Here is a 23,253-nt window from a genome sequence, read left to right on the forward strand (position 1 = left end):
GTTATTCCGTCTTTCCCGGACCGCCGGGGAACATGCCCTGCAGGTCCTTGAGCAGCCGTGAGGAGACGGGATAATACATTCCGTCTCCGTTCTTCATCCAACACTGTCCCTGCGGCAGTTTCGGGTCCGCGTAGAAGGTCACTGCCTTCAATTCGTCCCCTTCGCCGTCCAGCAGGCGGCAATGCATGAGCTCCACAGCAGTGGCGGCCAGGTTGTTCAGGGGCAACGCCTCAAACTGTAACTCAGTAAATCGCCAGAGCGCCATGTCAATGCCGGGGATGTTTTTTTCCCCGCCTTCCACGCGCCAGCCGGTGTTTTCGCGGCGGACCACGTACCGCCGGTCCCCGTTGACGATGACGATGACGGCCACCTGGCTGATGTCCAGGGTGAACACGTTCCGCCCCTGGACGTCGAAGGCGCTCTTGACCAGTTGGCTGACGCTCTCCGCATCGAGCAGGAACGGCACCGTCAGCCAGGAAGAGCGGCCGAAATAATGTTTGGGGTCGTCCTCGATGGTGAAGAACTCCACCGTGGACGGCTCCTTGTCCTTCCCGGCCCAGACCTTGATGGTCAGGGCCGCCATGCCCCTTTCCGGCTCCGCGGGCTCCAGTATCAGCTTGCCCGCCCGCAGCAGGGCCAGGGCGTGCAGATAGAGCTTCAACTCGGAACCGGACGCCTCCTTGTCCTTGAGATAGCCGGGCAGGACAAAGGTGAACCCGTTCGCCCCCCGCTTGACCAGCCAGCTTGATCCGAACGGCTGGACGAGCTGCACCTGATAGACCTGCTCTTCGTCGAAACGAAAGACCTTGGTATCAAGGAAATGGACGGCGGGCCGGGCAACCTGTCCGAAGACCTCGTCCCCGAACTCATACGCCCGGTTCGGCGTCTCCGAATTCCAGCCGTAGGTCTTGCCCGATTCGCCTTGGGAGAACCGGATGCGCAGGGGCGCAATGCCCTCGTCCTTGAACTGGACGACGAGCATCAGCCCGGGGTCGGCCAGGCCATGTTCCTCGAGCAGGGCCGACTCGTTCCCCTGGAAGGAAAGCAGCGGGACCAGGTCCGACAGCCGGTTGAGGTAATCCCTGACCCTGTCGCCCAAGGCACCGGCCGAAACGGTCGAGGACTCGTCCGCAACCCGCGTCTCCCAATTCCTGTCGTCGGCGACGAGGGTGTACGTCTCCCCGTCCCCCTGGACGCTCACGGACTTGACCTTGTCCAGGGAATGTGACAGCCAGCGGGACGCCGCGACCTGCTCTTCCATGCCGGTTCGGTACCAGTACGCGCCACCGGCCAGGGCGGCCGCGAGCACGATGAGGACAAGGAACAATAGCCGTCTCAAAACAGGCAGCCTCCGGGGGAACCTGGTTTTGGTCGCGAACGGGCGATTCCGACCATGACGCGAAAGCTTGTAAAGCTGCCCCAAAGGGGCTTGCAAGTCAAGCAGGAATACTCTATCTGCCTGACCTGGTCCGCCCTGCATAGCAAATAGAACGGGAGAAAGACAGATGGCCTCATGGGGCAAACTCACCTTTGCACAGAAAAAGTGCGTCACCGCCACGGGAAAGCTCATGCAGCGGACCGAAATGGTCTCCAGGGGCGCCCGCATCGGCCTGGCCATCTCCGGCGGAGTGGACAGCTTTCTCATGCTCAAGGTCATGACCATCCGGCAGGCGATCATGCCCTTCCCGGTGGAGCTCATGGCCCTGCACGTCAACCCCGGTTTCGACCCCGCCTCCCATGAGCCGCTGGTCCGATGGTGCGCCGACAACGGGCTGGCCGCGCACGTCGAGCTGACCGACTTCGGTCCCCGCGCCCACACGGAGGAGAACCGCAAGAACTCGCCGTGCTTCTGGTGCGCCATGCAGCGCAGAAAAAGGCTGTTCGAACTGTGCCGCGACTACAACCTGACTCACCTTGCCTTCGGACACAACGCCGACGACAACGTGGTCACCTTCTTCATGAACGTAGTCCAGAACGGACGGGCCGATGGACTGTCGGCCAACGAGCCGTTCTTCGGCGGCAAGCTCAACGTCATCCGGCCGACCATGCTCCTGGACAAGAAAACGGTCATCAAGGCGGCCTCCCAATGGGAGCTGCCCATCTGGGAAAACGTCTGTCCGTCAAACGGTTACACCAAGCGGGACGAAATCCACGAATGGCTGCGGACCATGTGGCGGAAGGACAAACGTATAAAAAACAACATCTTCAACGCCATAACCCGGCAACAAGTCGACTTGACAAGCAAAAAAGTCTAGACTAAAAGTACTCAAAGCTCGCATCAGGCTGCCCAACAAACTTGTAACATCCTGGAAAGGTAATGCTTTTCCGAAAATATCATATAGTTGTCTTCAAAGACAAACAGGGGTCGTGCAAGAAATTCCAGCTCCGAGGCTGGTTTATCGTATTCCTTTTCCTCATGACCGTGTCCATGGCTGCGGGCAACGTCATCCTTTGGAAGAAGTATGCCGAGCACTCCCGCATCGAACAGGGCCTGAACATCGCGGAGAAGACCGTCCAGGAGCAGAAGACCCAGCTTTTGAGTCTCTCCCAGAAGATCACCTCCCTGCAGGGCAATCTGAACCGCATCCGCGACTTCGACTCCAAGCTGCGGGTCATGATCAACCTGGACCAGGACGGCAGCCAGGCCGCAGCCCCCAAGGGCGGGCCCGCCAACGAAAATTTCTCCAAGGGGTATCTGCCCCTCTACCGCCAGGAACTGCTCGCCCGCAAGATGCATGAGTTCCTGCGCCAGTTGAACGTGGAGGCGCGCCTCGAAGAGGTCCGTCAGCAGGAGATCATGCACACCCTGCGTTCCAACCAGAACATCCTCGAAGCCACCCCGTCCATCTGGCCCACGTCCGGCTGGGTGACCTCCGGCTTCGCCTGGCGCACCTCGCCCTTCACCGGCAAGCGCGAATTCCACAAGGGACTCGACATTTCCGCCCCCAGGGGCACCCCGGTATACGCCCCGGCACGAGGCTCCGTAACCTTTGCCGGACGCGACAGCTCCTACGGCCTTTCCATCCGCCTGAAACACAACGCCAGCCTGACCACCCGATTCGCGCACCTCAACCGCATCGCCATCAAGAGCGGTCAGGAGGTCACCCGCGGCGAGTTGATCGGCTACGTCGGCAATACGGGTCGTTCCACCGGCCCCCACCTCCACTACGAGGTCCGCCTGAACGGCGTACCGGTGAACCCCAAGCGGTACATCCTCAACTAACCAGGCCCCGATCCGTGAATACTCCAGGCCCTTTTGGAATGCGACGTTCCAGAAGGGCCTGTCTTTTTCGGTACGCGCCGGATGACGGCCTCGTTGGTTCAGGTTTTGCAATGAGCGAATAATGGAGATTTTCGGTTTCACCCCGAGCGACATGCTCAGCTATTTCCTGACACTGTTCCGCCTCAGTGTCGTGCTCTTCCTGCTGCCGTTTTTCGGGGGACAAACCATCCCCAGGATAGTCAAGGGCGCCTTGGTGCTGGTTTTGTCCATGGCGTTCTGGCCACAGCTTTCCTTCCCTGCGTCGATGATGCCCACGGGATGGAACATCGTCATCATGTTCATCGGCGAACTGCTCCTCGGCCTGATCCTCGGCATGCTCGTCAATTTTCTGTTCGCCGCCGTCCAACTGGGCGGCCAGATCATCGGTTTCCAGATGGGGTTCGCCATGGTCAACGTGGTCGATCCGATCACCGGCACCAGCAACGCGGTCTCGGCCCATTTCCTGTATATGTGCACCATGTTGACCTTCCTGGTCCTCAACGGTCACCTCTACCTGCTCAAGGCCGTGGGCATGACCTTCCAATACATCCCGCCGGGCACCCTGCTGCTCCAGCCCGAGCTGGCCAACGACATCTTTCATTTCTCGAATCTGATGTTCACCCTGGCCATCAAGATCGCGGCCCCGGTCATGGCCGCGCTGTTCCTGGTGGACCTCTCTCTGGCACTCATCTCCCGGGCCGCGCCCCAGATGCACGTGCTCATCCTCGGTTTCCCCATCAAGATCACCGTGGGCTTCTTCTTCCTCAGTTTCATCTTCTCCATCATGGTCCTGTACGTGGGCGACTTCCTGGGCGGGCTGAACAACATGTATGAAAACGTCATGAAGTTCGGAACTTCGGTTATTCCGTAGGAGATGCCATGATCGGCCAGGATGATCCGAGTAAAACAGAAAGAGCCACCGAAAAACGGCGCAAGAAACAGCGCGACGAGGGCAACGTCGCCAAGGGGCAGGAGCTCCCCAAGGTCATGAGCCTGCTCTCCGGGGTTCTGGTCCTGCGCTTCATGATCGGCTTCTACAACGACCAGTTCACCGAAATCTACCGCTGGACCTTCCTTGAGGCCATCAACTTCCAGGTGGACAAGCCCATGGCCTACGCGCTGTTCACCTGGGGAATCCAGAAGATGGCCCTGCTGGTGGTGCCGTTCATGCTGGTCATCGCCTTCGTGGCCTTCATCTCCATGCGGTTGCAGGTCGGCCCCCTGTGGACCACCAAACCGCTGGAACCGAAGTTCAGCAAGCTCTTCAACATCATGGGCGGCATCAAGAAGCTCATGCTCAGCCCGGATGCCCTGCTCAAGCTGGCCAAGAGCCTGCTCCAGGCCATGGCCGTGGCCATCGCACCGTACATCGTCCTGAGGCAGGAACTGCCCAATCTGCTTCCCCTTTTCCACGCCAACGTCCAGGGCATCATCGCCTTCATCCTCACCGTGGGCTACAAGATGGTCTGCTACGCGCTGGTTCCCATGTTCATCATCGCCATTGCCGACCTCTTCTACGAGCGCTGGAACTACGAAGAACAGATCAAGATGACCAAGGACGAGATCAAGGACGAGCGCAAACAGGCCGAGGGTGATCCCAAGGTCAAGCAGCAACAGCGGCAGAAAATGATGGAAGTCATGGCCTCCCGCATGTTCCAGGACATCCCCAAGGCAGACGTGGTCATCACCAACCCGACCCACTACGCCATTGCCTTGCAGTACGACCCGCTCAAGGCCCCCGCCCCCCTGGTCCTGGCCAAAGGCGTGAACAAGGTTGCCGAACGAATCAAGGAAGTTGCGCGGGAAAATTCCATCCCCATCGAAGAAAACAAACCCTTGGCACAGGCTTTGTATAAACAGGTGGAGATCGGAGAAACCATCCCGGAGGAACTGTTTCAGGCCGTGGCCGCTATTCTGGCAAAGCTAGAGAAATTCAAGCGCCGCAGGTAGTTGCACAGCCTGACCCCCTCTCCGGAACCCACAGAGCAACCGTCCGAGAGGTGTCAAAAACATGGCCCAGCCTTCCGCCAAGACCACAATCCCGAAAGTAGACTACACCAAGTTCGCTAAACAGGGCGACATCCTCCTCGCTGGCGGCGTGGTGGTCATCCTCTTCGTGATGCTCATTCCCCTGCCCACTCCGTTCATCGACTTCATGCTCTCGGTCTCCATCTCGCTCGGGCTGGTCATCCTGGTCACATCCATGTTCATGATCTCGCCGCTCGAATTCTCGATCTTCCCGTCGTTGCTGCTGGTCACCACCCTGCTCCGCCTGGCCCTGAACGTGGCCACCACCCGCGCCATCCTGCTGCACGGCGACGAGGGCACCTCGGCCGCGGGCTCGGTCATCCAGAGTTTCGGCGAGTTCGTCGTCGGAGGCAATTACGTCATCGGCATCGTCATCTTCATGATCCTGTTCATCCTCAACAAGACCGTCATCGTCACCGGTACCACCCGTATCGCCGAGGTCGCCGCCCGCTTTACCCTGGACGCCATGCCCGGCAAGCAGATGGCCATCGAGGCGGACTTGAACGCCGGACTCATCGATGAGGAGCAGGCCACCAAACAGCGAGAGAACCTGCGCCGCGAGGCCGACTTCTACGGCGCCATGGACGGTGCGGGAAAATTCGTCTCCGGAGACGTCAAGGCTGGCCTGATGATCACGGCCATCAACATCATCGGCGGCTTCCTCATCGGTGTGCTGCAAAAGAACATGCCGTGGATGGACGCGGCCCAGACCTACACCCTGCTGACCATCGGCGACGGCCTGGTGGCCACCATCCCCTCGCTGATCATCTCCACCTCGGCGGGCATCATCGTCTCCCGCGCGGCCGCCGAGGCCAAAATGGGCGAGGAATTCATCGGTCAGCTCTCCTTCCACCACAGGGCGCTCAAGCTCGTCTCCGGCATCCTGGTCATCTTCGGGATTGTTCCGGGCATGCCGACCATTCCGTTCCTGACCCTGGCCGTCATCGTCTTCACCGTGGGCCAAATTTCTTCCAAGCAGCAGGAAAACCTGACCATAGAGCAGGAGGAGAAGGAACATAACCAGCCCTCCACCCTGGACACCCCGGAGGAGGTCCAGGCCCTGCTCCCGCTCGACCAACTGGAACTGGAGGTCGGCTACGGGCTCATCCCCCTGGTGGACGAGGAACAGAGCGGCAACCTGTTGTCGCGCATCCGTTCCATCCGCCGCCAGTTCGCCCTGGACATGGGCGTGGTCGTCCCGTCCCTGCACCTGCGCGACAACCTCCAGCTCAAGCCGGGCGAATACCGCGTGCTCATCAAGGGCAACCCTGTGGCCAGCGCCGAGTTGCTTATCGACCACTACCTGGCCATGGACCCCGGCGACGCCAAGCACCGCATCGAGGGCGTGGAGACCGTGGAGCCCGCCTTCAACCTCCCGGCCGTGTGGATTCCCGAGGCCCAGAAGGAGGAGGCCATGCTGGCGGGCTATACCGTGGTCGACCCGTCCACGGTTATCGCCACCCACCTGACCGAGGTATTCCGGCGCAACCTGCACGAATTCCTCGGCCGCCAGGAGACCCAGGAACTGCTCGACAACCTGTCCAAGCGCGCGCCCAAAGCCGTGGAGTCCCTGGTGCCCGCCGTGCTCAGCCTCGGCGGCGTGCAGAAAGTTCTCCAGGGGCTGGTCCAGGAGAACGTGTCCATCCGCGACCTGCTGACCATCGTGGAGACCCTGGCCGACTACGGCACGGCCACCCAGGATCCGAACCAGCTTACGGAATACGTCCGGGCCCGCATGGGCCGGACCATCGTCAAGCCGTATCTCGGGGACAACGGGGTGCTGCCCATCATCACCCTGAACCCGCAGATCGACGAGATCCTGAACAGTGCCATGCGACCGGCCGAACAAGGCGGCTACCTGGCCCTGGAACCGGGTGTGGCCCAACAGATCATCCAAGCCATCAACCGCTCTACCGAGGACGCCATGGTAGCCGACGGCCAGCCCATCCTGCTGGTCACCCCGCAGCTTCGGTCGCAGTTGGCCCAACTCCTGACCCGGTTCATCCCGACCCTGCCGGTCATCTCCCAGGCCGAGATTCCGGCGGATGTCAAAATTCAGTCGGCCGCAACCGTCGAACTCTAGGACCAGATTATGAGAATGAAGACTTACCGGGCCGCGACCTCCACGGCCGCATTCGCCAAAGTCAAATCCGAACTCGGCGACGAGGCCGTGATCCTGTCCAACAAGACCGTCACGGAAAACGGCTGCAAATGCTGCGAAATCGTGGCCGCGGTGGAGACTCAACCGGCCGGGCCGGCCCGCTCCCGCCGCGACACCAAGGATGGCGTGGTCGACGCAGCCCTACAGGATTCGGTGGGCTGGCAGCGCGAATGGAGCCAGATCAAGGGGCAGATCATGGCCCTGATGAAGCCGCAGATGGACCCTGCACGGCTCACTCCCAAGCAGCGCGTGGCCTTGGAATATCTGGAGCGAGAGGATGTGGACGAACGCGTCCTGACCCACGTGTACTGCACCATGCGCGAGACCGAGGACTGCCCGGTCATGACCGCCCTGGACCCGTTGCTCAAAGCCACCCCGTTCAAGGCCGGCACCTGGACCAACACCTTTCACGCCTTTGCCGGGCCCGGCGGCGCCGGTAAGACTTCGAGCCTGGTGCGCCTGGCCCTGCGCATGAAGAAGGAACAGCCCGGCATGCGGCTGTGCCTGGCAACGGCCGACGGCGGCCGGGGCAAGGGCCGCCTGGTCCTCAAGCACTACGCCGAACTGAGCGGCCTGGCCTTCCGCGAAATCATCACCAAAGAGGATTTCGCCCTGCTCCGGGACGACGCCCGGCAGTTCGACATGATTCTCATCGACCTGCCCGGATTGTCCGGCCGAACCACCCTCGAGGAGTGGTCATTGCTCTACGGCTTGTCCGACTGCCCGGACCTGTCCATCCACCTGGTCATGAACCCCTATTACAGCAAGGGGCAGTTCGAACGGTTCATGGACAAATACAAAAGTGAACAACTAGCCAGCGTTATCTGGACGAAACTCGATGAAGCCTGTACATTCGGGGCAATATTGAACACGGCCTTCGCCGGCGGACTGCCGGTGTCCGCCCTTTCGTACGGTCCCGGCCTGAAAAACAGCATCAGCCCGGCCTCGGAAGAGATGATCTGGCGGCTGATGTTCATGCGCAGGCTGCCCGACGGCAACACGCAACCCTAAGGAGCGCGACACACGCTATGAGTGCGAATCTTCCCCTGGTCCTCTCCGTCACCTCCGGAAAGGGAGGCGTCGGCAAGACCAACATGTCGGTCAACCTGGCCTATTCCCTGAGCGCCGCGGGCAAGAAGGTGGTCCTTCTGGACGCGGACCTGGGCTTGGCCAACGTGGACGTCATCCTCGGGCTCGCGCCCCAGCACAATCTCTTCCATCTGTTCCACGAAGATATGACCCTGGACCGCATTCTGTTCGATACCCCGTACGGATTCCGCATCCTCCCGGCATCGTCGGGCGTGAGCGACATGGTCAACCTGGACAAAGGGCAGAAGCTCGACCTCCTGGACGCCATGGACTCCCTGGAGGACAACGTTGACTATCTCATCGTGGACACGGGCGCGGGCATCAACGACAACGTGCTCTATTTCAACCTGGCCGTGCAGGAGCGGCTGCTGATCATCACCCCGGAACCGACTTCCCTGACCGACGCCTACGCGCTGATCAAGGTCCTCAAGCTGCACCACGGGGTGGAGAAATTCCGCGTCCTGGTAAACATGGTCAAGGACGTGAACATGGCCCGCGAGGTCTATCTCAAACTCCTGAACGCCTGCGACCACTTTCTCGACGGCATATCGCTCGACCTGGTCGGCTTCGTGCCCTATGACCAGAACGTGCGCAACGCGGTCATCGCGCAGACCCCGTTCTGTCACAAATTTCCCAAGACCCCGGCCAGCGTGGCTGTCCGGCAGACGGCCCAGAAGGTCAAAAACTGGCAGGTAACTCCCAACACCGATGGCAATATTAAATTCTTCTGGAAGAAACTCCTCTTCCAGGAACGATCCGTGGCTTGAGCTGGAGCAGGGCGTCAAGCGCTGGGACGATTTTTCGCCGAGGGACCGGGAAAACATCGTCCGCTACTACGCGCCCAAAATCCGGATTCTGGCACTGCGGCTCAAGGCGAAGCTGCCCCAGAGCGTTGAGCTCAACGAGCTCATCAGCGCGGGCAGTCTTGGCCTTCTGGACGCCCTCGGGAAGTTCAACCCGGAGTTGGGGATCAAGTTCGACACGTACTCGGAGAACCGCATCAAGGGGGCCATGCTCGACGAGCTGCGACGCATGGACTGGTTCTCCCGGGGGCTCAGGCAGAAGGTCAAGGTTCTCGAGGACTCCATGCGCCGGATCGAGCACGAGACCGGCTCCCCGGCCACCACGGAACAGCTCTGCGAACACACCGGCATGTCGGACAGGGAGGTCCAGCAGGGACTTGAGGCCCTGAACAACCAGGTCTGTCTCAGCCTCGACACCTTTCAGGAGAATCTCATCGGCCAAAAAAAGATGACCGACAACGAGCCTTTCCAGTCGGCCGCCTTTCAGGAGATTGTTGACAAAGTAGCCAATCTCATTGAAGAATTGACGCCAAGAGAAAAATTGGTCATATCTCTTTATTACGGAGAGGAGCTGAACATGAAGGAGACGGCCGAGGTTATGGACATAACCGAGGGACGTGTCTCGCAACTTCACTCCCAAGCATTGAATAAATTAAGAAAAACGTTCAGAGCTCGTTACGAAAACGAGTAGCACTCATGTAAAGGAGACTTTCGATGGGTTACGATACCAACATGCGCGTCCTGGTTGTAGACGATTTCTCCACCATGCGTAAAATCATCAAGAACATCCTGCGCCAGCTGGGTTTCAACAACATCGTCGAAGCCGACGACGGCTCCACCGCGTGGGAAGTGCTCAACAAGGACAACATCGACTTCATCGTCTCCGACTGGAACATGCCCACCATGTCCGGCATTGAACTGCTCCGCAAGGTGCGCGCCAGCGAGGAGTACGCGGACATCCCCTTCCTGATGGTCACCGCCGAGGCCCAGCAGGAGAACATCATCGAGGCCGTGCAGGCCAAGGTGTCCAACTACATCGTCAAGCCGTTCACCCCCGAAACACTGGGCCAGAAGATCGACAAAATCTTCGCCTAAACCACCGTTGCCGGTTAAGCGTATGCCATGGTCCTGCTCGTCCCGGATGATGCCGAAGATGTAACCGACGCTCCCGCCGAACAGCGGAAAGCGGAGTTGGACGATGCCGCCGCGAGCCGGGCCACCCAGAAGGTCGACCTCGACCTCGACGACGCCCCGTTCCTCGAAGACGAGGACGAAAACGAGGATATCGAGGAAGTCGAGGTCAACACCCCGTTCCTGACCGAGGACGACTCCAAGCCCAAGCCGGGACTGGCCGCCCTGCTCAAGAACAAGTTCGTGCTCATGGGCCTGGGCGTCATCCTGGTCCTGCTGGTCATCATCGTCATCCTCCTGTTGCGCGAACCCGAAGCACCACCCCCGCCGCCTCCGCCGCCAGCCGAGGAGACAAATACCCCGGAACCGCCCCCCGAAGTCCCGGAGACGCCCCAGATCATCGTCAAGCTCGACCCGTTCCTCATCGAGCAGCGGGACGAAACGGGCAAGATCCGCTTCCTTGAGGTCAGCATCCTCCTGTCCACGGAGGACGAGGGCCTGGCCCGGCAATTCAAACAGGAGACGTTTGCCGTGCGCAACGCCCTGTACTATTATCTCAAGAATAAGGATTTGCAGTTTTTGTCCGATAAGGAGAACAGCGAGAAGCTGAAAAAGGAACTGCTGGTCATCATCAACCAATACATGGGGTTCGGCCAGTTCGATACATTGATGTTCGAACAATATCTTGTGAGGTGATCCATGAGCACCACGCCGTTGGACCTGCCCATACTCATTTCCCAGCTGCCCTTCGTGCAGAAGATCGCGCATGCGGAAAAGGCCACGCCCGAAATCAACCAGATGCTCTTCGGCCCGCTGATCCAGGAACAGCTCCGCCAACGCGAGGGCAAAGTCCAGCAGGTCCAGAAGAAGACCGCCACCGATCCTGTGGACCGCGACGGGCACAACCACCAGCGGCAGGAAGCCGCTCCGGAACATAAAAAACGCGATCGGGACGAGGATGATCCCGATACCGGAGCTTCGGACGGTTCTCCCTGGTCCGGCAACATCGTCAACGTCAAGATCTGACCCCCGAAGGGGCAAGCCCAATCATGTCCAATCTGCTCATCATGCTCTTCACCATCAGCGAGGTCGTCCTACTCGGCGTCGTGATTCTCTTCTTCCTGCGTCTGCGCAAATCCGAGACCCTGCTCTCCGGCCTGCACGCCAAGCAGGAGGAGTTCATCAAGCGTCTGCAATTCAACACGCAGCTAGAAAACGAATTGGTGGCCACCTTCGAGCAACGCCAACAGGAGCTGGTCGCCCTGAACACCCAACTGGAAAACAAGGCCGCCGAGCTCAGGAAGTTGGTCAAGCTCGCCAACGAATATGCCAAGTCCCCGCATTTCATGCGTGAAATCATCATCCAGGGACACCGCTCCGGCAAGACCCCGATGCAGCTCGCCAAGTCCACCGGCCTCGGGCTGGAGGAAGTCGAACTGATCATCGACCAGTCATAGGAGGCCCGCGGTGCGCATCTCCGGTTCAGGCACGGGCGGCGCCTACAGCGGAGGCGGCAGCCGTTCCGACCGATTCCGCAAACGCCACCGGCCGGGCCAGAAGGTCCGGGGCGTACTGATCAAGAACCTCCCGGACGCCATGGCCTGGGTGGACATCGACGGCGAACGGCTCCTGGCGCAGCTCGAAACCGCCCACCCCGAGGGCAGCCGCCTGCTCTTCCTCGTTCAACAGCTCGTGCCGCGCATCGTCCTCAAGGAACTGACCGGCGGCACACACGGCAACGCCGCCGGCGCCCTCGGCCGGATCAGCGACTTCGACTCGGCCCGAACCCTCTTCGAGAACCGGTTCCGCCCCGCGCTCACACAGGCCGGAGTTTTCGGACGCCCCTTGCCCCTGCCCGATTTTCTCGCCCTGCTGGCCGCCAACCCGCCGATCCACGCAGCCTACCAGGACGCCGCCAACTGCGCCCTCCCACTGTCTCGCTCCTTACAGGAAGCCGACAAGGGAGCACTCGTCTACCAGCCCTGGCTCGCCCCCACAGGCAGACGGCAGGCCACCATCGTCCGGCATGCACTCGACGATTCCCGGCTCACCGAAACGCTCATCGAATTCGACCACACACGCACGGGCCTCACCCGCGTCCAGTTCCTGTGCAAGACCGACACCCTGTCCTGCCGCGTGCAGCTCCAACACCCCGAGCACGCCCAGGCCCTTTCCCGCTACCTCGCTACCCGCACCCACCCCGGTACGCCCTTCCACATCCAGCACCTCGGCATCGCCAAACTCCCCCGCACCAGCCACAGCGGCATCCTCGCCGAACTTTTATTCAAGAGGTAGAGAGGCCCCCGGCCCCCCATCCCCTCTTCCTTCCTAAACTTTTTGTATGCGCATTCTCGCGGACGGAGGGTAAGGCAAGGCCCTGCCTCTTATGTAACGCTTGGCCGGATGAGACAATGTGGTAACAAGGAAACACAGATCATCGCAGCCGCACGTCTCCGCGAAGCGAAAACAAAAAGTTCTGGAGATTCTTAAGAACCTCTTTCAAGAGGTTCTTAAGCGGGGTCCGGGGCAGCGTCCCGGCCGCCGGAGGCAATGCACAAGGCCACAAAAAAGCCCGCCTGACGGCGGGCTTTTTTGTGGCCTTACGGGGTACTGAAACCTAAGCCACGGCAGTGGCGGGCTGGAGCTGCTCGCGCGCAGGGGATTCCTTGACGGCGGGAGCGCCCTGGACCTTCTCTTCGAGATAGAGGTCCCGGTTCTCGTCCAGGTGGCGGAGGAAGGCGTTGTTCAGGGCGTGACCCGAGGCAAAAATCTCGAAGTGGCCCTGGAGCCGCGCGCCGAAGGTTGCGATGTCACCGACAAAGTCGAGCATCTTGTGACGCACGAACTCGTCCTCGAAGCGCAGCCCTTCGGCGTTGAGGATATTATATTCGTCCAGGATGATCGCGTTGTCCAACGATCCGCCCAGACCCATGCCGTTGGCGTGCAGGTAGTCGACTTCCTTCAGGAAACCGAAGGTGCGGGCCTTGGCAAGATGCTGCGCGAAATTATCGGGAGTGATTTCCATGTCCATGTGCTGGCGGCCGATGAGCGGGTGGGCGAACTCAATGGTGTAGTCCACGCGCAGGCCGTCGTACGGACGGACCTTGATGTATTTTCCGTCCTGCTCGAAGTCCATGGCTTTCTTGAAGTTCAGGACCTTGCGGGGCTTGTTCAGGGTGCGCATGCCCGCCTGTTTGAGCAGGTAGACGAAGGAACCGGCGCTGCCGTCCATGATGGGCACTTCCTTGCCCGTAACTTCGATGTGGATGTTGTCGATGCCCATGCCGTTGATGGTGGCAAGCAGGTGTTCGACGGTGGCCACGGTCTCGCGGCCGTCTCCCAGCACCGTGGCCAAGCTGGTCTCCACGACCAGGGACGGGGCAGGAGTCAGGAAAGTGGACCCGGTTCCGTCGCGTAGCGAAAACAGGATGCCGGTGTCCTCCGCTGCGGGCCGAAGAACCAGATCCACCTGCTTGCCGCTGTGGAGTCCGATACCGGTGCAACGTACTGATCTATGTATGGTTGTCTGAGACATTATCCCTCCGCTTGATTAACCAGCAACTAAATAGCAAGAACAATGCCACAGATCGTAGAACATATAAATAACTGTTATAATTGAAAATTCTTAGGTTGTGACTATCTGAACCTATGTTGCATTCCAGCAACTCTTTGTTTTTTTACAACAAGGATGGGCCGGAGTTGTTGCATTTCTACGATTATTTTTTTCTCGCCGACACCACGCGGTCCCGCCCGGAGAGGTCTTTTTTGACCCCAACCCCTTCGAATCGTGGATATTTATCAATAATAATATCTATTATCATTTTTGCCTGATCGTAACCTATCTCCATGAAAAACCGCCCTCCCGGCTTGAGCATGGTCGCCACGCCGGGGAGCATGGCCCGGATGTGATCCAGGCCGTCGGGGCCGCTGACCAGGGCGCCGATCGGCTCAAACGCGGTAACTTCCGGGCTGGCCGCCGCAAACTCGGACTCGCTCACGTAGGGCGGATTGGAGACCACCAGGTCAAACGCGCCTTTCACGGTCTCACGGGTAAAATCGGCCTGGTGAAACTCCAAGCGATCCGCCACGTTGTGGGCGCGCGCGTTGGCCTTTGCCACGGCCAGGGCCGCAGGGCTGACGTCCACGGCCACGCCCTGTGCATTGGGAAAAAGCACGGCGATGGTCACGGCAAGGATGCCGGAACCGGTGCCGAGATCGGCAAAACAGAAGGATTGGTCCCTGGAAAAAGTTTGCTCCACCGCCTCCACAATGTGTTCGGTCTCGGGGCGGGGGATAAGCACGGCGGGTGAGACCGCAAAGTCGAGCCCGTAGAATTCCCTGGAGCCCAGGATGTAGGCCACGGGTTCGCCCGCCTCGCGGCGGGTGACGAGCGCGTTCACGGCGGCGTATTCGTCGTCCGTGAGGACCCTGCCCCTTTCGAGGTTCAGGGTCAGGCGCGAGCAGTCGAGGGCATGGGCGGCCAGGAGCTCGGCGCTCAGACGGGGCGAGTCCACGCCGGAAAGGCGGGACTCGCACTCCTTGAGCACGTCCTGGATATTGCGGGACACCGGGGCTCCTCGGCGGGAACGGCTAGTCGCCCTGCCGCTTGAGCGCTTCGGACTGGAAATGGTTGATCAGGGCTTCGGTCAGTTCCTGCAACTCTCCCTCCATGATCTGAGGGAGTTTGTGCAGGGTCAGGTTGATGCGGTGATCGGACACGCGGCCCTGAGGATAGTTGTAGGTACGGATGCGCTCGGACCGGTCGCCGGTGCCCACCTGGCTGCGCCGGGCGGCCTCTTCCTCGGCCTTGGCCTTGTCCTGCTCCATCTGCAGCAGGCGGGAGCGCAGGACCTTCAAGGCCTTGGCCTTGTTCTTGTGCTGCGACTTCTCGTCCTGGCAGATGACCACCAGGCCGGAAGGGATGTGGGTCACGCGGATGGCCGAGTCCGTGGTATTGACCGACTGGCCGCCGGGACCGGAGGACCGGAACACGTCCACGCGCAGGTCTTCGGGGCGGAGGTCCACGTCCACCTCTTCGGCCTCGGCCATGATGGCCACGGTCACGGCGGAGGTGTGGATGCGGCCCTGGGACTCGGTGGCCGGTACGCGCTGCACCCGGTGGGTGCCGGATTCGTACTTGAGCTTGCTGTAGACCTTGTCGCCGGAGATGGAGGCGATGACTTCCTTGTAGCCGCCGGAACCGGTGTGGTTGGCGCTCATCTCCTCGACCTTCCAGTGGTTGATCTCGGCGTAGCGGGTGTACATGCGGTAGAGGTCGGCCGCGAACAGGGCGGCCTCGTCGCCGCCGGTGCCCGCGCGGATTTCCAGGATGATGTTCTTCTCGTCCATGGGATCCTTGGGCAGCAGCAGGACCTTGAGCTCGTCCTCCAGTTCGGGAAGCTGCTCCTCGATCTCGTCGATCTCGGCCTTGGCCATTTCGCGGATGTCCGGGTCGGAGTCGTTCATCATCTCGCGGTTGTCGTCGAGCTCCTGCGAGAGGACCTTGTACTTGCGGAAAACCTCGACCACCTCGCCCAGATCGGAGTGGGCCTTGGAGACCTTCTTATACCGTTCCTGGTCATTGAAAATATCGGGCTGGGCAAGCTCCTGCTCCAACTCAACGTATTTTTCCTCAATCTCTTCAAGCTTGCCAAACATGATCAGCACTCCTCGGCGTTGACAGCGCACCGCAGGGCGGCGATGGCCACCTCAAGTTGGCTGTCGTCTGGTTCCTTGGTGGTCAGCATCTGCATCATCAGCCCCGGCCAGCACATCAGCTTGCACAGGCCGTTCTTGCTGTATTTACCGGCGAACTTGATCATCTCGTAAGCAATGCAACTAACCGGGATCATGAGAAAAAGTTTCATACCGACGATGTACAGATGTTTGACCATGAAATGTTCCGGCGAATAGAACGTCAGCAGCCAGGGCACCAGCACGGCGTAAAGCATAATGGACACCGCCAGGACGAACAGCAGAAAGGCGGTGCCGCAACGCGGGTGCAGGCGGCTGTAGAAACGGCTTGAAGCGGGAGAGAGCTCCTTGCCCTCCTCCCAGGTCCAGATGACCTTGTGTTCGGCCCCGTGGTACTGGAAGACCCGGCGAATATCCGGAATGTAGGAGATGGCCAGGATATAGCCCACAAAGACGACCATCTTGATCAGGCCGTCCCAGGCGTGGAAGCTCAGTGAATCCACGTCGCCGCCCAGACCGAGCAGCTCCATGCCCACGGACAGGAAATGCGGCAGGACCACGAACAGGCCGAGCGCCGCGCCGAGCGCCAGGACCATGGTCAGGATCAGGTGCCAAGTGGTCAACTCGCCGCCGTCGTCCTCGCCGTCCTCGGCGGCCTGCATGGCGGAATAATTCAACGCCTTGATGCCGTTGACCATGGTCTCCATGAGCACCGGGAAGCCGCGCAGGAAGGGTTTCTTGAGCAAGGGATGTTTGACCAGGGTGAACCACGGCCGAACATCGGTGACGATCTCGCCGTCCGCCTTGCGGATAGCGATGGCGAGCTTGTCCTTGGCGCGCATCATCACGCCTTCGATCACCGCCTGGCCACCCACCGCCTGGGGTGCGGCCATCGTCAAGAGTCCTTGCAGTTTCAAACAGATACCCTCCGGTAAAGGAAACGCTCCAGGGGTGGCACGCGCCGTGTCCCGCATGGCTGGAGAATCATGGATTCCCCGCCGATTGTAAAGCGCCGGATAAAACAATATGCCTCCGAAGGGCACACGACCCCACCGAAGGCATATGGTCTCGGCTTGCGCCGAAAAAAAGAGCTACTTGGACTTGGCGGCCAGGCTGCTCAGATCGCCGTACTTCTTGCGGAAGCGGTCGATGCGGCCGGCGGTGTCCACGAAGCGCTGCTTACCGGTGTAGAAGGGATGGCAGTTGGAGCAGATTTCCACTTCGAACTCCTCACCCTTGGTGGTCAGCAGCTCGGCCTCGTAACCGCAGTGGCAGCGAATCTTGGCCTTGTAAGTCTTGGGATGAATATCGTTTTTCATGACTATCTCCTGTCATTCTTTTTGCGTGGAACTCGGTCTTATACGCACTGCCCCACCGATTGGCAAGGAAAATCTTCCAGGATTCTCCGGGGACCCGCTCCACCCCAGGCCGAGGCTGTCCGGGCGCAAAAAAGGCGGGAACCGAAGCTCCCGCCTTTGTCAGTCGAGTTCGGTCGCGAACTAGACGCAGCCGGTGGGCTTGGGCAGGCCGGCCATCTTACAGGCGCCTTTACCAGGTCCGGACGGGAACAGTTCGTAAATCTGCTTCAGCTTGAAGCCGGTGACCTTGGAGAGGATGCGCACCATGGGAGCGATACCGTTCTTCTTGTAGTAGTCCTGCAGGAAGTCGATGACTTTCTGATGGTCCTCGGAGATCTCCTTGATGCCCTCGGATTCCTTCACGTATTCGACCCAAACAGGGGTCCAATCCTCAAATTTCTGCAGGAAGCCGTCTTCGTCAACTTCGAAAGAAGAGCCCTGGAATTCAACAACAGCCATTGTATCCTCCTAAGTGGATGTTTGTCTTGCTGTAGCTCCGGGCGACTCCCGGAGCGACCTTATCCAAATAAACAGCGATCCGCTGCTTAGCTGCAAATGTAATGACTCGGTGTAAAACCGTGGAGGGACATTACGTCGCCTCCCCAACCTTGTCAAGTACTCGGCACATTTCAATACGACAAAAAGGATTCCCGAAAAAGGCCTATAACGAACTAGGATTCCACAAGTTCACGCAAGTGTTCCCGCGCATAATCCAAGGTCGTGTCCATGTCGAGGGCGGCCTGGAGATAATCCTCGGCCTCCTGGCGGTTGCCCATGAACTTGTGGCACAGGCCGAGGTTGGCCAGGTCGTGGGGGGAGCCGCTGTCGATATCCAGGGACGCCTGGAAGTTCTCGGCCGCCTCTGCATACCGTTCCGCTTTGAAATGGGCCACGCCGCGCAGGTTGAAGAACTCCCGACACTCGCCGTCGAGCTCCACGGCCCTGTCGAGCAGTTCCAGCGCGTCCTCCCACTCCTCGATCTGCGACAGGGCGTAGGCCTGGTAGAAGACCGCCAGACCGCGTTCGGCGTCGGCGGGCTGCAGGTCCACGGACTCCTCGAAACGGGCCGCGGCATAGAGCGGATCGCCCATGCGCAGGGCCAGCAGCCCCCGGAAGAACGGCAGAAAATACGCGCCGGGATAGATCTCCTCAAGCACGTCCAGCCCCTCCAGGGCCTCGTCGAAGTCCGCATCTTCGGCCAGGATGCGCCCCGTGAACAGGCCGATGGACCGATGCGGGGTGCGCTCCCGGAAGTCGAAGCCGGGCACGAAGTTGTAATTGGCCGTGACCATCAGCTCCGGGTGCCGGGTGTCCACCGCATACAGGGTGTCGCCCTTTTCGGACAACCCTTCGGCCAGGGCCATTAATTCATTATATATATCCCCGTCCTCCACCGAAGGCAGGGAGTCGAGGGAAACCACTTCGCCCTGCTTCAGCCACTCGATCTGGTCGAGTTCGGTAAACTTGGGCAGACCCGAGGCCTCGTACACCCGGCTGGTCTCGAAGTCGCCCGCGAGCTGAGCCACCTCGGTCACGGCGCGGATGGCCGCCTTGACCGGCGAGGCCGCGGTTCCGGCGGTGAAGACGATCTCGCTCAAGCCCGGAAAGGTCTTGCGGTCCCAGGCCACCGCCGCCACCGTCGGCACGGGGTAGCCCAGCGAGAAGTCCTTGAGGACGATGGTCACGCCATTGCGCTCGAAGCAGTCGAGCAGACGGCGCAGGACCGGGTCCCCGCAGGAGGCCGGGTCGATGGTCGGGGTGGTCTGGCGGGTGCGGTCGATGACCGCGCAGACATGCCGCTCCACCAACTCGCACGCCCCCTGGGCGATGGACTCCTCAAAGGTATTACCGGCGGAAGACCCATTGAATTCGTTGAGCTTCTTAAACCAGTCCAGGGGCACATACTCGGTCTGCCCGGTGCGCACGTTGAGCGCCGGGTGGAACTTCCAGCGGATGAGGTCCATGAGCCGGACCGCCTTGTCCGGGGCGATCTCCTCGCCCACGGAACGGATCACCTGGCCGATGTCCATGACCTGGCCGGGCCACTTTTCCTGCGCCTCGGACCAGGTCAGTTCCGTAAAGTTGCCCGGGGCGGCCCAGAAGCTGAAATAGGAAAAACGCTCGACCAGCTCCATCAGGGCCGAGGCCTCGGCCTGTTCCGGGGACGCGCCCTTGCCCATCTGCTTGCGCGTGGGCATGACCTCGCGGGCCTCGGGGCCGCACTCGCTGACGAATACGGGGATGCCGAGCCTGCCGGTGTCCACCCGGTCGGTTTGGGCCAGAACGCCCTTGCACTTCTCGGCCAGGGCGGCCTTGACCCGGCGGACGGTCTCCACCGGGGTACACGCCTTGTCCTGGTCCGTAGTGAAGGATTTTGGACAGTTCTTGAGTTCGATCACGCGCCCTTCCTCTTCATGCGGAACATGTTGATGACGTTCTCCTCGTCGGTCTCGTTGTCCTTGTAGTTGGCGGCGGACTTCATCATGGCGAACATCCCGTCGGCCTTGTCGAAAAACTTCCTGCCCTGCCGCTTCTTGTCCATGGCCATGAGGACCTCGGCGGACGGGGTCTCGGCCAGGTGGGCGTCGAGGAAGTCCACCAGCGGCTCGTACACGGCCTCCTCGTAGAGGACCTCGCAGCCGATGATGTAGTCGAAGCGCCGTCCCAGGGAGTCCTTGGTGAAATCGGCCCTGGTGATGGTCACCTTGTCCTCCAGGCCGTTCTTGAGGATGTTGATGCGGCTGAACAGCAGGGCGTACGGCTCCACGTCGGTCACGGTCACGTCGTGCCCCAGCGAGGCCATGACCATCCCGTTCACGGCGCAGCCCGCACCCACTTCGAGGATGGAGCAGCCGGGCGCGAACGGGAACCGGGTCAGGGTGTAGCCGAGCACCAGGCAGGACGGCCAGACCTTGGCCCACAGGGGCAGGGATATCTTCTTGCCCCCCCTGGTCCGGTCCACCAGCTTGTCGAGGTATTTCTGCATCTGCCGGACCTGGAGCACTTCCAGGTTCCGGTCGCCGATGGCCACGGTCTCGAAGCCGACCTCGCCGAATTCCCTCACGGCGATGTCGATGAGCGCACCAATAGGCTGGTCCAGGTTGAAAACGGTATCCGCCATTTTTCCCTCCGGAAACGGAAAGCCTCTTGACGAGGCTTCTGATTTTATTGGTCTATCGAATTGATTTTTTCCAGAACCCACAGCCCGCCGGGCACGGTGTCGTCGCGGCCGAACTCCCAGACGGTGCGGAGCTGGACCGGACGGCCCTCCTCGCCCACGCGCAACTGCGCATCGTAGTGGACGGAGGCCACGGTCCGGTTGTCCGCCGAGTTCAGCTCCGTGAGCAGGGCCGAGACCAGCATGACCTCGGTCCGCGGGCGCTCCCCGGCAGCCACCGCGTCGCTGTAGACCTCGTCGGACAGAAAGTCGCGGAGAGCGTCGAAGTCTTCCTTGTCACGGGCCTGCTGGAAACGGGAGAAAAAGACCTTGGCCCCTTCCAGGAACTCGGCCTCGTCGAACCCCTCCGCGCGCGCTGGCGCCCCCGTGGGCGTGGTGGGCGCGGGCTTGTCATCGGTATCCGAACGGAGCATGTCCCAGGTCTGCCGGGCGGCCTCGTGCCGGTCCATGGGCCGGGCCTGCCGGGCGGGCCGGTCTTCGGGCCGGGCCGTGCCATTGGAAGCGGGGTCGGAATCGGGATGGTCCTCCTCGCCGGGTTTGGCAGGATAATCGGGCCGGGACCACCGGCCGGGCCGGGTCTTGTCGTCGCCGCCGCCCGACCGCCGCCTGAACATGCGGACCAGGAAATAGGCGACGAGCACCAGCAGCAGGATGTTCAAGATGGAACCGCCACGGCTCGGGGCGGCGGCCTGCGCCAGTGCCGGAGTGGCCATGAGCAGGACCAGGGCGGGCGCTGCCAGCCAAAGGGCCGGGCGACCGGCCGAACCGGGCGCGTTCACGTTGTTGTCGTTGTGCATGGGTGCTTCGTAAAACAAACTGGGCGGACAGGCAATCAATCGATGAGGGCGAGATTGCGCAGGATGGCGTACAGGCTCTCCACCTCGATGGGTTTGGGCAGGTAGGCCGCCGCTCCGCCTTTGTAATAGGCCCGGACCACGGTCTTGGGGTCGTTCAGGGCGGTGATCATGATCACTTTGGCCTCATTGGCGGCGGACACGCCCGCCTCCTGTTCCATGGCGCGGATGTCCTTCAGTGCCTGATGGCCGTCCTTGTTGGGCATCATGATGTCCATGCAGACCAAGTCGTAGGGACGACCCTCGTCAACGGCCTTGCGGAAGGCGTCCACGCACTCCACCCCGTCCGAGGCGGTGTCGCACTCGCCGAAATCGGACAGGAGCGCGGTCAGCAACTTGCGGCTGGTGAATTCGTCTTCTACTATAAGGATACGCATTGATTCTCCTTCTTAGAAGCGAAATACACCACTCGAAGAAGGAATTCAACGGGTCGTGGGGATGAAGGACGCAATATATAACGCCTTCACAGGCTCTTCGCTCCCCCCCTCCGGGGCTTGCCCTGGAGCCGATTGCCACGTAGGAACAGGGCCACGGCGAACCACGCCGATCCGGAGGAACAACTGCATGGACTTTTCACATATCCCCGCCTTCCTCGGCGGTTTTTTCGACTTCCTGGACAGCCCCCAGTGGCGCGCCTGGCCGTTCAACTCCGGGTACGGGGAGCACATCCTGCCCGCCGTGGCCCGGCTGCTCTTCGTCACCCTGATCATGGGCGTAATCCTGCTCTTCCTCCGGCTGCTCTTCGGCCCCGGCGGCCCCCTGCGGGACAAGGAACTCGAAGAGGAAGCCCGCCGGGAGACCGAGCGGGAACGGGCCGAGCTCAAGGAGCGCCTCGAAAAGGGCGACATCTCCGAAACGGAATACCGGGTCGGAATGAAGAGGCTCAAGGATTAACCATGTGCCTGTCCGCCCACAAGAAACTGCTGCGAGAGTTCGCCGAGCGCCATCTCACCGGCGAGGCGAAAAACGATTACCATATCCGCCTGAAGCTCGATCACTCCATGCGGGTCCTGGACAACGGACTTGAGATCATCGGGAACGAAGGCATCACCGGTCGCGACGGGGAACTGGCGGCCATGGCCTGCCTGTACCACGACATCGGGCGGTTTCCGCAGTTCGCGCGCTGGGGAACCTTCAAGGACGTGGATTCCGTCAACCATGGGCGCATGGGCGTGCTGGCGCTGCGCGGGCTCGACCTGCCCGGTGGATTCACCGAGGCTGAGTGGCGGCTGATCAAGGCCGCCGTGGGGCTGCACAACGCCAAGAACGTCAATCCCCGCATAAAGGCCCCCGTGGCCGCCATGGTCAAGGTCACCCGCGACGCGGACAAAATCGACATCTTCGCCGTGATCCTCGACCACCTGTCCCACCCCGACTCGCCGGACAAGGAGGTCATCCTCCAGCTCGAAAAGCACCCCACACGCTATACCCCGGCGGTCTTCGAAGCGATCATGTCCGACGGTTCCTGCGACTACGGCCTGCTCAAATACGACAAGGACTTCCTGCTGCTCCTCACGGGCTGGCTCTTCTCCCTGAACTACGGGACCTCGGCCCGGCTGCTGCGGGAGCGCGGCCTGGTGGCCCGGACCTTCGAACTGCTGCCCGGGACGGACGAGATAAAGCGACTCGAGGAAAAGGTCCTCCGGCACCTGGAGGCCAAGGAAGCGACCCGGCTTCAAGGATAACAGGAGCCAA

The 23,253-nt window shown here is 60.9% G+C and carries 26 protein-coding genes; 15 read left to right on the forward strand and 11 right to left on the reverse strand.

Features of this window, described 5'->3' with window-relative positions; all coding sequences use genetic code 11:
* Position 1: 1 nt before the first annotated feature.
* Positions 2 to 1,339, reverse strand: a complete 1,338-nt coding sequence (locus V8V93_RS13150) for a hypothetical protein (protein WP_338667048.1) — start codon at positions 1,337 to 1,339, stop codon at positions 2 to 4.
* Between the two features lie 166 nt (positions 1,340 to 1,505).
* On the opposite strand from V8V93_RS13150, the gene V8V93_RS13155 reads away from it, so the two are divergent.
* From V8V93_RS13155 to V8V93_RS13215, 13 genes are all read left to right on the forward strand, one after another.
* The gene (locus V8V93_RS13155; RefSeq protein ID WP_338667049.1) at positions 1,506 to 2,255 is read left to right on the forward strand and encodes a tRNA lysidine(34) synthetase; all 750 of its coding nucleotides are present in this window, start codon (positions 1,506 to 1,508) and stop codon (positions 2,253 to 2,255) included.
* Between the two features lie 62 nt (positions 2,256 to 2,317).
* Complete coding sequence (locus V8V93_RS13160) at positions 2,318 to 3,223, forward strand: peptidoglycan DD-metalloendopeptidase family protein (RefSeq protein WP_338667050.1); 906 nt, start codon at positions 2,318 to 2,320, stop codon at positions 3,221 to 3,223.
* A gap of 121 nt (positions 3,224 to 3,344) precedes the next feature.
* The gene (fliR, locus tag V8V93_RS13165) at positions 3,345 to 4,133 is read left to right on the forward strand and encodes a flagellar biosynthetic protein FliR (RefSeq protein ID WP_338667051.1); all 789 of its coding nucleotides are present in this window, start codon (positions 3,345 to 3,347) and stop codon (positions 4,131 to 4,133) included.
* Positions 4,134 to 4,141: 8 nt separating this feature from the next.
* Positions 4,142 to 5,212: a flagellar biosynthesis protein FlhB gene (gene flhB / locus V8V93_RS13170; RefSeq protein ID WP_338667052.1), complete on the forward strand. Its 1,071-nt coding sequence runs from the start codon at positions 4,142 to 4,144 to the stop codon at positions 5,210 to 5,212.
* Positions 5,213 to 5,273: 61 nt separating this feature from the next.
* Positions 5,274 to 7,373: a flagellar biosynthesis protein FlhA gene (gene flhA / locus V8V93_RS13175; RefSeq protein WP_338667053.1), complete on the forward strand. Its 2,100-nt coding sequence runs from the start codon at positions 5,274 to 5,276 to the stop codon at positions 7,371 to 7,373.
* Positions 7,374 to 7,382: 9 nt separating this feature from the next.
* The gene (locus V8V93_RS13180) at positions 7,383 to 8,462 is read left to right on the forward strand and encodes a flagellar biosynthesis protein FlhF (protein ID WP_338667054.1); all 1,080 of its coding nucleotides are present in this window, start codon (positions 7,383 to 7,385) and stop codon (positions 8,460 to 8,462) included.
* A gap of 17 nt (positions 8,463 to 8,479) precedes the next feature.
* Positions 8,480 to 9,307, forward strand: a complete 828-nt coding sequence (locus V8V93_RS13185) for a MinD/ParA family protein (protein ID WP_338667055.1) — start codon at positions 8,480 to 8,482, stop codon at positions 9,305 to 9,307.
* Positions 9,249 to 10,034 carry a FliA/WhiG family RNA polymerase sigma factor gene (locus tag V8V93_RS13190; protein ID WP_338667056.1) on the forward strand — a complete coding sequence of 262 codons (786 nt, stop codon included), beginning with the start codon at positions 9,249 to 9,251 and terminating at the stop codon, positions 10,032 to 10,034. Before V8V93_RS13185 ends, V8V93_RS13190 begins: the two co-directional genes overlap by 59 nt.
* A 23-nt stretch (positions 10,035 to 10,057) precedes the next feature.
* The gene (locus V8V93_RS13195) at positions 10,058 to 10,438 is read left to right on the forward strand and encodes a chemotaxis response regulator CheY (RefSeq protein ID WP_319585035.1); all 381 of its coding nucleotides are present in this window, start codon (positions 10,058 to 10,060) and stop codon (positions 10,436 to 10,438) included.
* A 27-nt stretch (positions 10,439 to 10,465) separates the two neighbouring features.
* A complete protein-coding gene (locus tag V8V93_RS13200; RefSeq protein ID WP_338667057.1) occupies positions 10,466 to 11,170 on the forward strand; it encodes a flagellar basal body-associated FliL family protein in 705 nt (234 codons plus the stop codon).
* 3 nt (positions 11,171 to 11,173) lie between these two features.
* Positions 11,174 to 11,500, forward strand: coding sequence for a hypothetical protein (locus V8V93_RS13205; protein ID WP_338667058.1), 327 nt, complete (start codon positions 11,174 to 11,176; stop codon positions 11,498 to 11,500).
* A 23-nt stretch (positions 11,501 to 11,523) separates the two neighbouring features.
* On the forward strand, positions 11,524 to 11,931 hold the full coding sequence (locus V8V93_RS13210; RefSeq protein WP_338667059.1) for a hypothetical protein: 408 nt from the start codon (positions 11,524 to 11,526) through the stop codon (positions 11,929 to 11,931).
* Between the two features lie 10 nt (positions 11,932 to 11,941).
* Positions 11,942 to 12,769 carry a hypothetical protein gene (locus tag V8V93_RS13215; protein ID WP_338667060.1) on the forward strand — a complete coding sequence of 276 codons (828 nt, stop codon included), beginning with the start codon at positions 11,942 to 11,944 and terminating at the stop codon, positions 12,767 to 12,769.
* 322 nt (positions 12,770 to 13,091) lie between these two features.
* Here the strand turns inward: V8V93_RS13215 and lpxC are convergent, their stop codons facing one another.
* The 10 genes from lpxC to V8V93_RS13265 form a co-directional block, all read right to left on the reverse strand.
* Positions 13,092 to 14,009, reverse strand: a complete 918-nt coding sequence (gene lpxC, locus V8V93_RS13220; protein ID WP_338667061.1) for a UDP-3-O-acyl-N-acetylglucosamine deacetylase — start codon at positions 14,007 to 14,009, stop codon at positions 13,092 to 13,094.
* A gap of 181 nt (positions 14,010 to 14,190) precedes the next feature.
* The gene (prmC, locus tag V8V93_RS13225; protein WP_338667062.1) at positions 14,191 to 15,042 is read right to left on the reverse strand and encodes a peptide chain release factor N(5)-glutamine methyltransferase; all 852 of its coding nucleotides are present in this window, start codon (positions 15,040 to 15,042) and stop codon (positions 14,191 to 14,193) included.
* Between the two features lie 22 nt (positions 15,043 to 15,064).
* Complete coding sequence (prfA, locus tag V8V93_RS13230) at positions 15,065 to 16,132, reverse strand: peptide chain release factor 1 (protein ID WP_338667063.1); 1,068 nt, start codon at positions 16,130 to 16,132, stop codon at positions 15,065 to 15,067.
* A gap of 2 nt (positions 16,133 to 16,134) precedes the next feature.
* On the reverse strand, positions 16,135 to 17,061 hold the full coding sequence (locus V8V93_RS13235) for a DUF1385 domain-containing protein (protein WP_338667064.1): 927 nt from the start codon (positions 17,059 to 17,061) through the stop codon (positions 16,135 to 16,137).
* 198 nt (positions 17,062 to 17,259) lie between these two features.
* Positions 17,260 to 17,487 (reverse strand): 50S ribosomal protein L31, encoded by a 228-nt coding sequence (gene rpmE / locus V8V93_RS13240; RefSeq protein WP_338667065.1) that lies wholly within the window; start codon positions 17,485 to 17,487, stop codon positions 17,260 to 17,262.
* Positions 17,488 to 17,667: 180 nt separating this feature from the next.
* Positions 17,668 to 17,985, reverse strand: a complete 318-nt coding sequence (locus tag V8V93_RS13245; RefSeq protein ID WP_014321317.1) for a TusE/DsrC/DsvC family sulfur relay protein — start codon at positions 17,983 to 17,985, stop codon at positions 17,668 to 17,670.
* 212 nt (positions 17,986 to 18,197) lie between these two features.
* On the reverse strand, positions 18,198 to 19,925 hold the full coding sequence (locus tag V8V93_RS13250) for a YcaO-like family protein (RefSeq protein WP_338667066.1): 1,728 nt from the start codon (positions 19,923 to 19,925) through the stop codon (positions 18,198 to 18,200).
* Positions 19,922 to 20,647, reverse strand: a complete 726-nt coding sequence (locus V8V93_RS13255) for a class I SAM-dependent methyltransferase (RefSeq protein ID WP_338667067.1) — start codon at positions 20,645 to 20,647, stop codon at positions 19,922 to 19,924. The genes V8V93_RS13250 and V8V93_RS13255 overlap by 4 nt, the downstream gene beginning before the upstream one ends.
* A gap of 44 nt (positions 20,648 to 20,691) precedes the next feature.
* Positions 20,692 to 21,501, reverse strand: coding sequence for a Tim44-like domain-containing protein (locus V8V93_RS13260; RefSeq protein WP_338667068.1), 810 nt, complete (start codon positions 21,499 to 21,501; stop codon positions 20,692 to 20,694).
* 35 nt (positions 21,502 to 21,536) lie between these two features.
* On the reverse strand, positions 21,537 to 21,935 hold the full coding sequence (locus tag V8V93_RS13265) for a response regulator (protein ID WP_338667069.1): 399 nt from the start codon (positions 21,933 to 21,935) through the stop codon (positions 21,537 to 21,539).
* 187 nt (positions 21,936 to 22,122) lie between these two features.
* Between V8V93_RS13265 and V8V93_RS13270 the strand changes: the two genes are divergently transcribed.
* Together V8V93_RS13270 and V8V93_RS13275 are read left to right on the forward strand one after the other, a co-directional pair.
* Positions 22,123 to 22,452 (forward strand): SHOCT domain-containing protein, encoded by a 330-nt coding sequence (locus V8V93_RS13270; protein WP_338667070.1) that lies wholly within the window; start codon positions 22,123 to 22,125, stop codon positions 22,450 to 22,452.
* A gap of 2 nt (positions 22,453 to 22,454) precedes the next feature.
* Positions 22,455 to 23,243, forward strand: coding sequence for an HD domain-containing protein (locus V8V93_RS13275; protein WP_338667071.1), 789 nt, complete (start codon positions 22,455 to 22,457; stop codon positions 23,241 to 23,243).
* Positions 23,244 to 23,253 lie beyond the last annotated feature (10 nt).

Source organism: Pseudodesulfovibrio sp. 5S69, from assembly GCF_037094465.1.
Taxonomy (GTDB): domain Bacteria; phylum Desulfobacterota; class Desulfovibrionia; order Desulfovibrionales; family Desulfovibrionaceae; genus Pseudodesulfovibrio; species Pseudodesulfovibrio methanolicus.

What these genes read in the sequence shown, in the direction of transcription:
- V8V93_RS13255 (WP_338667067.1), bottom strand. Translation starts at nt 20,647, where the DNA reads ATGGCGGATACCGTTTTCAACCTGGACCAGCCTATTGGTGCGCTCATC.
- V8V93_RS13195 (WP_319585035.1), top strand. Translation starts at nt 10,058, where the DNA reads ATGGGTTACGATACCAACATGCGCGTCCTGGTTGTAGACGATTTCTCC.
- flhA (WP_338667053.1), top strand. Translation starts at nt 5,274, where the DNA reads ATGGCCCAGCCTTCCGCCAAGACCACAATCCCGAAAGTAGACTACACC.
- V8V93_RS13265 (WP_338667069.1), bottom strand. Translation starts at nt 21,935, where the DNA reads ATGCGTATCCTTATAGTAGAAGACGAATTCACCAGCCGCAAGTTGCTG.
- fliR (WP_338667051.1), top strand. Translation starts at nt 3,345, where the DNA reads ATGGAGATTTTCGGTTTCACCCCGAGCGACATGCTCAGCTATTTCCTG.
- V8V93_RS13260 (WP_338667068.1), bottom strand. Translation starts at nt 21,501, where the DNA reads ATGCACAACGACAACAACGTGAACGCGCCCGGTTCGGCCGGTCGCCCG.
- V8V93_RS13275 (WP_338667071.1), top strand. Translation starts at nt 22,455, where the DNA reads ATGTGCCTGTCCGCCCACAAGAAACTGCTGCGAGAGTTCGCCGAGCGC.
- V8V93_RS13160 (WP_338667050.1), top strand. Translation starts at nt 2,318, where the DNA reads ATGCTTTTCCGAAAATATCATATAGTTGTCTTCAAAGACAAACAGGGG.
- prfA (WP_338667063.1), bottom strand. Translation starts at nt 16,132, where the DNA reads ATGTTTGGCAAGCTTGAAGAGATTGAGGAAAAATACGTTGAGTTGGAG.
- flhB (WP_338667052.1), top strand. Translation starts at nt 4,142, where the DNA reads ATGATCGGCCAGGATGATCCGAGTAAAACAGAAAGAGCCACCGAAAAA.
- rpmE (WP_338667065.1), bottom strand. Translation starts at nt 17,487, where the DNA reads ATGAAAAACGATATTCATCCCAAGACTTACAAGGCCAAGATTCGCTGC.
- V8V93_RS13185 (WP_338667055.1), top strand. Translation starts at nt 8,480, where the DNA reads ATGAGTGCGAATCTTCCCCTGGTCCTCTCCGTCACCTCCGGAAAGGGA.
- V8V93_RS13245 (WP_014321317.1), bottom strand. Translation starts at nt 17,985, where the DNA reads ATGGCTGTTGTTGAATTCCAGGGCTCTTCTTTCGAAGTTGACGAAGAC.
- lpxC (WP_338667061.1), bottom strand. Translation starts at nt 14,009, where the DNA reads ATGTCTCAGACAACCATACATAGATCAGTACGTTGCACCGGTATCGGA.
- V8V93_RS13205 (WP_338667058.1), top strand. Translation starts at nt 11,174, where the DNA reads ATGAGCACCACGCCGTTGGACCTGCCCATACTCATTTCCCAGCTGCCC.
- V8V93_RS13270 (WP_338667070.1), top strand. Translation starts at nt 22,123, where the DNA reads ATGGACTTTTCACATATCCCCGCCTTCCTCGGCGGTTTTTTCGACTTC.
- V8V93_RS13155 (WP_338667049.1), top strand. Translation starts at nt 1,506, where the DNA reads ATGGCCTCATGGGGCAAACTCACCTTTGCACAGAAAAAGTGCGTCACC.
- V8V93_RS13235 (WP_338667064.1), bottom strand. Translation starts at nt 17,061, where the DNA reads ATGGCCGCACCCCAGGCGGTGGGTGGCCAGGCGGTGATCGAAGGCGTG.
- V8V93_RS13180 (WP_338667054.1), top strand. Translation starts at nt 7,383, where the DNA reads ATGAGAATGAAGACTTACCGGGCCGCGACCTCCACGGCCGCATTCGCC.
- V8V93_RS13200 (WP_338667057.1), top strand. Translation starts at nt 10,466, where the DNA reads ATGGTCCTGCTCGTCCCGGATGATGCCGAAGATGTAACCGACGCTCCC.
- V8V93_RS13210 (WP_338667059.1), top strand. Translation starts at nt 11,524, where the DNA reads ATGTCCAATCTGCTCATCATGCTCTTCACCATCAGCGAGGTCGTCCTA.
- V8V93_RS13190 (WP_338667056.1), top strand. Translation starts at nt 9,249, where the DNA reads ATGGCAATATTAAATTCTTCTGGAAGAAACTCCTCTTCCAGGAACGAT.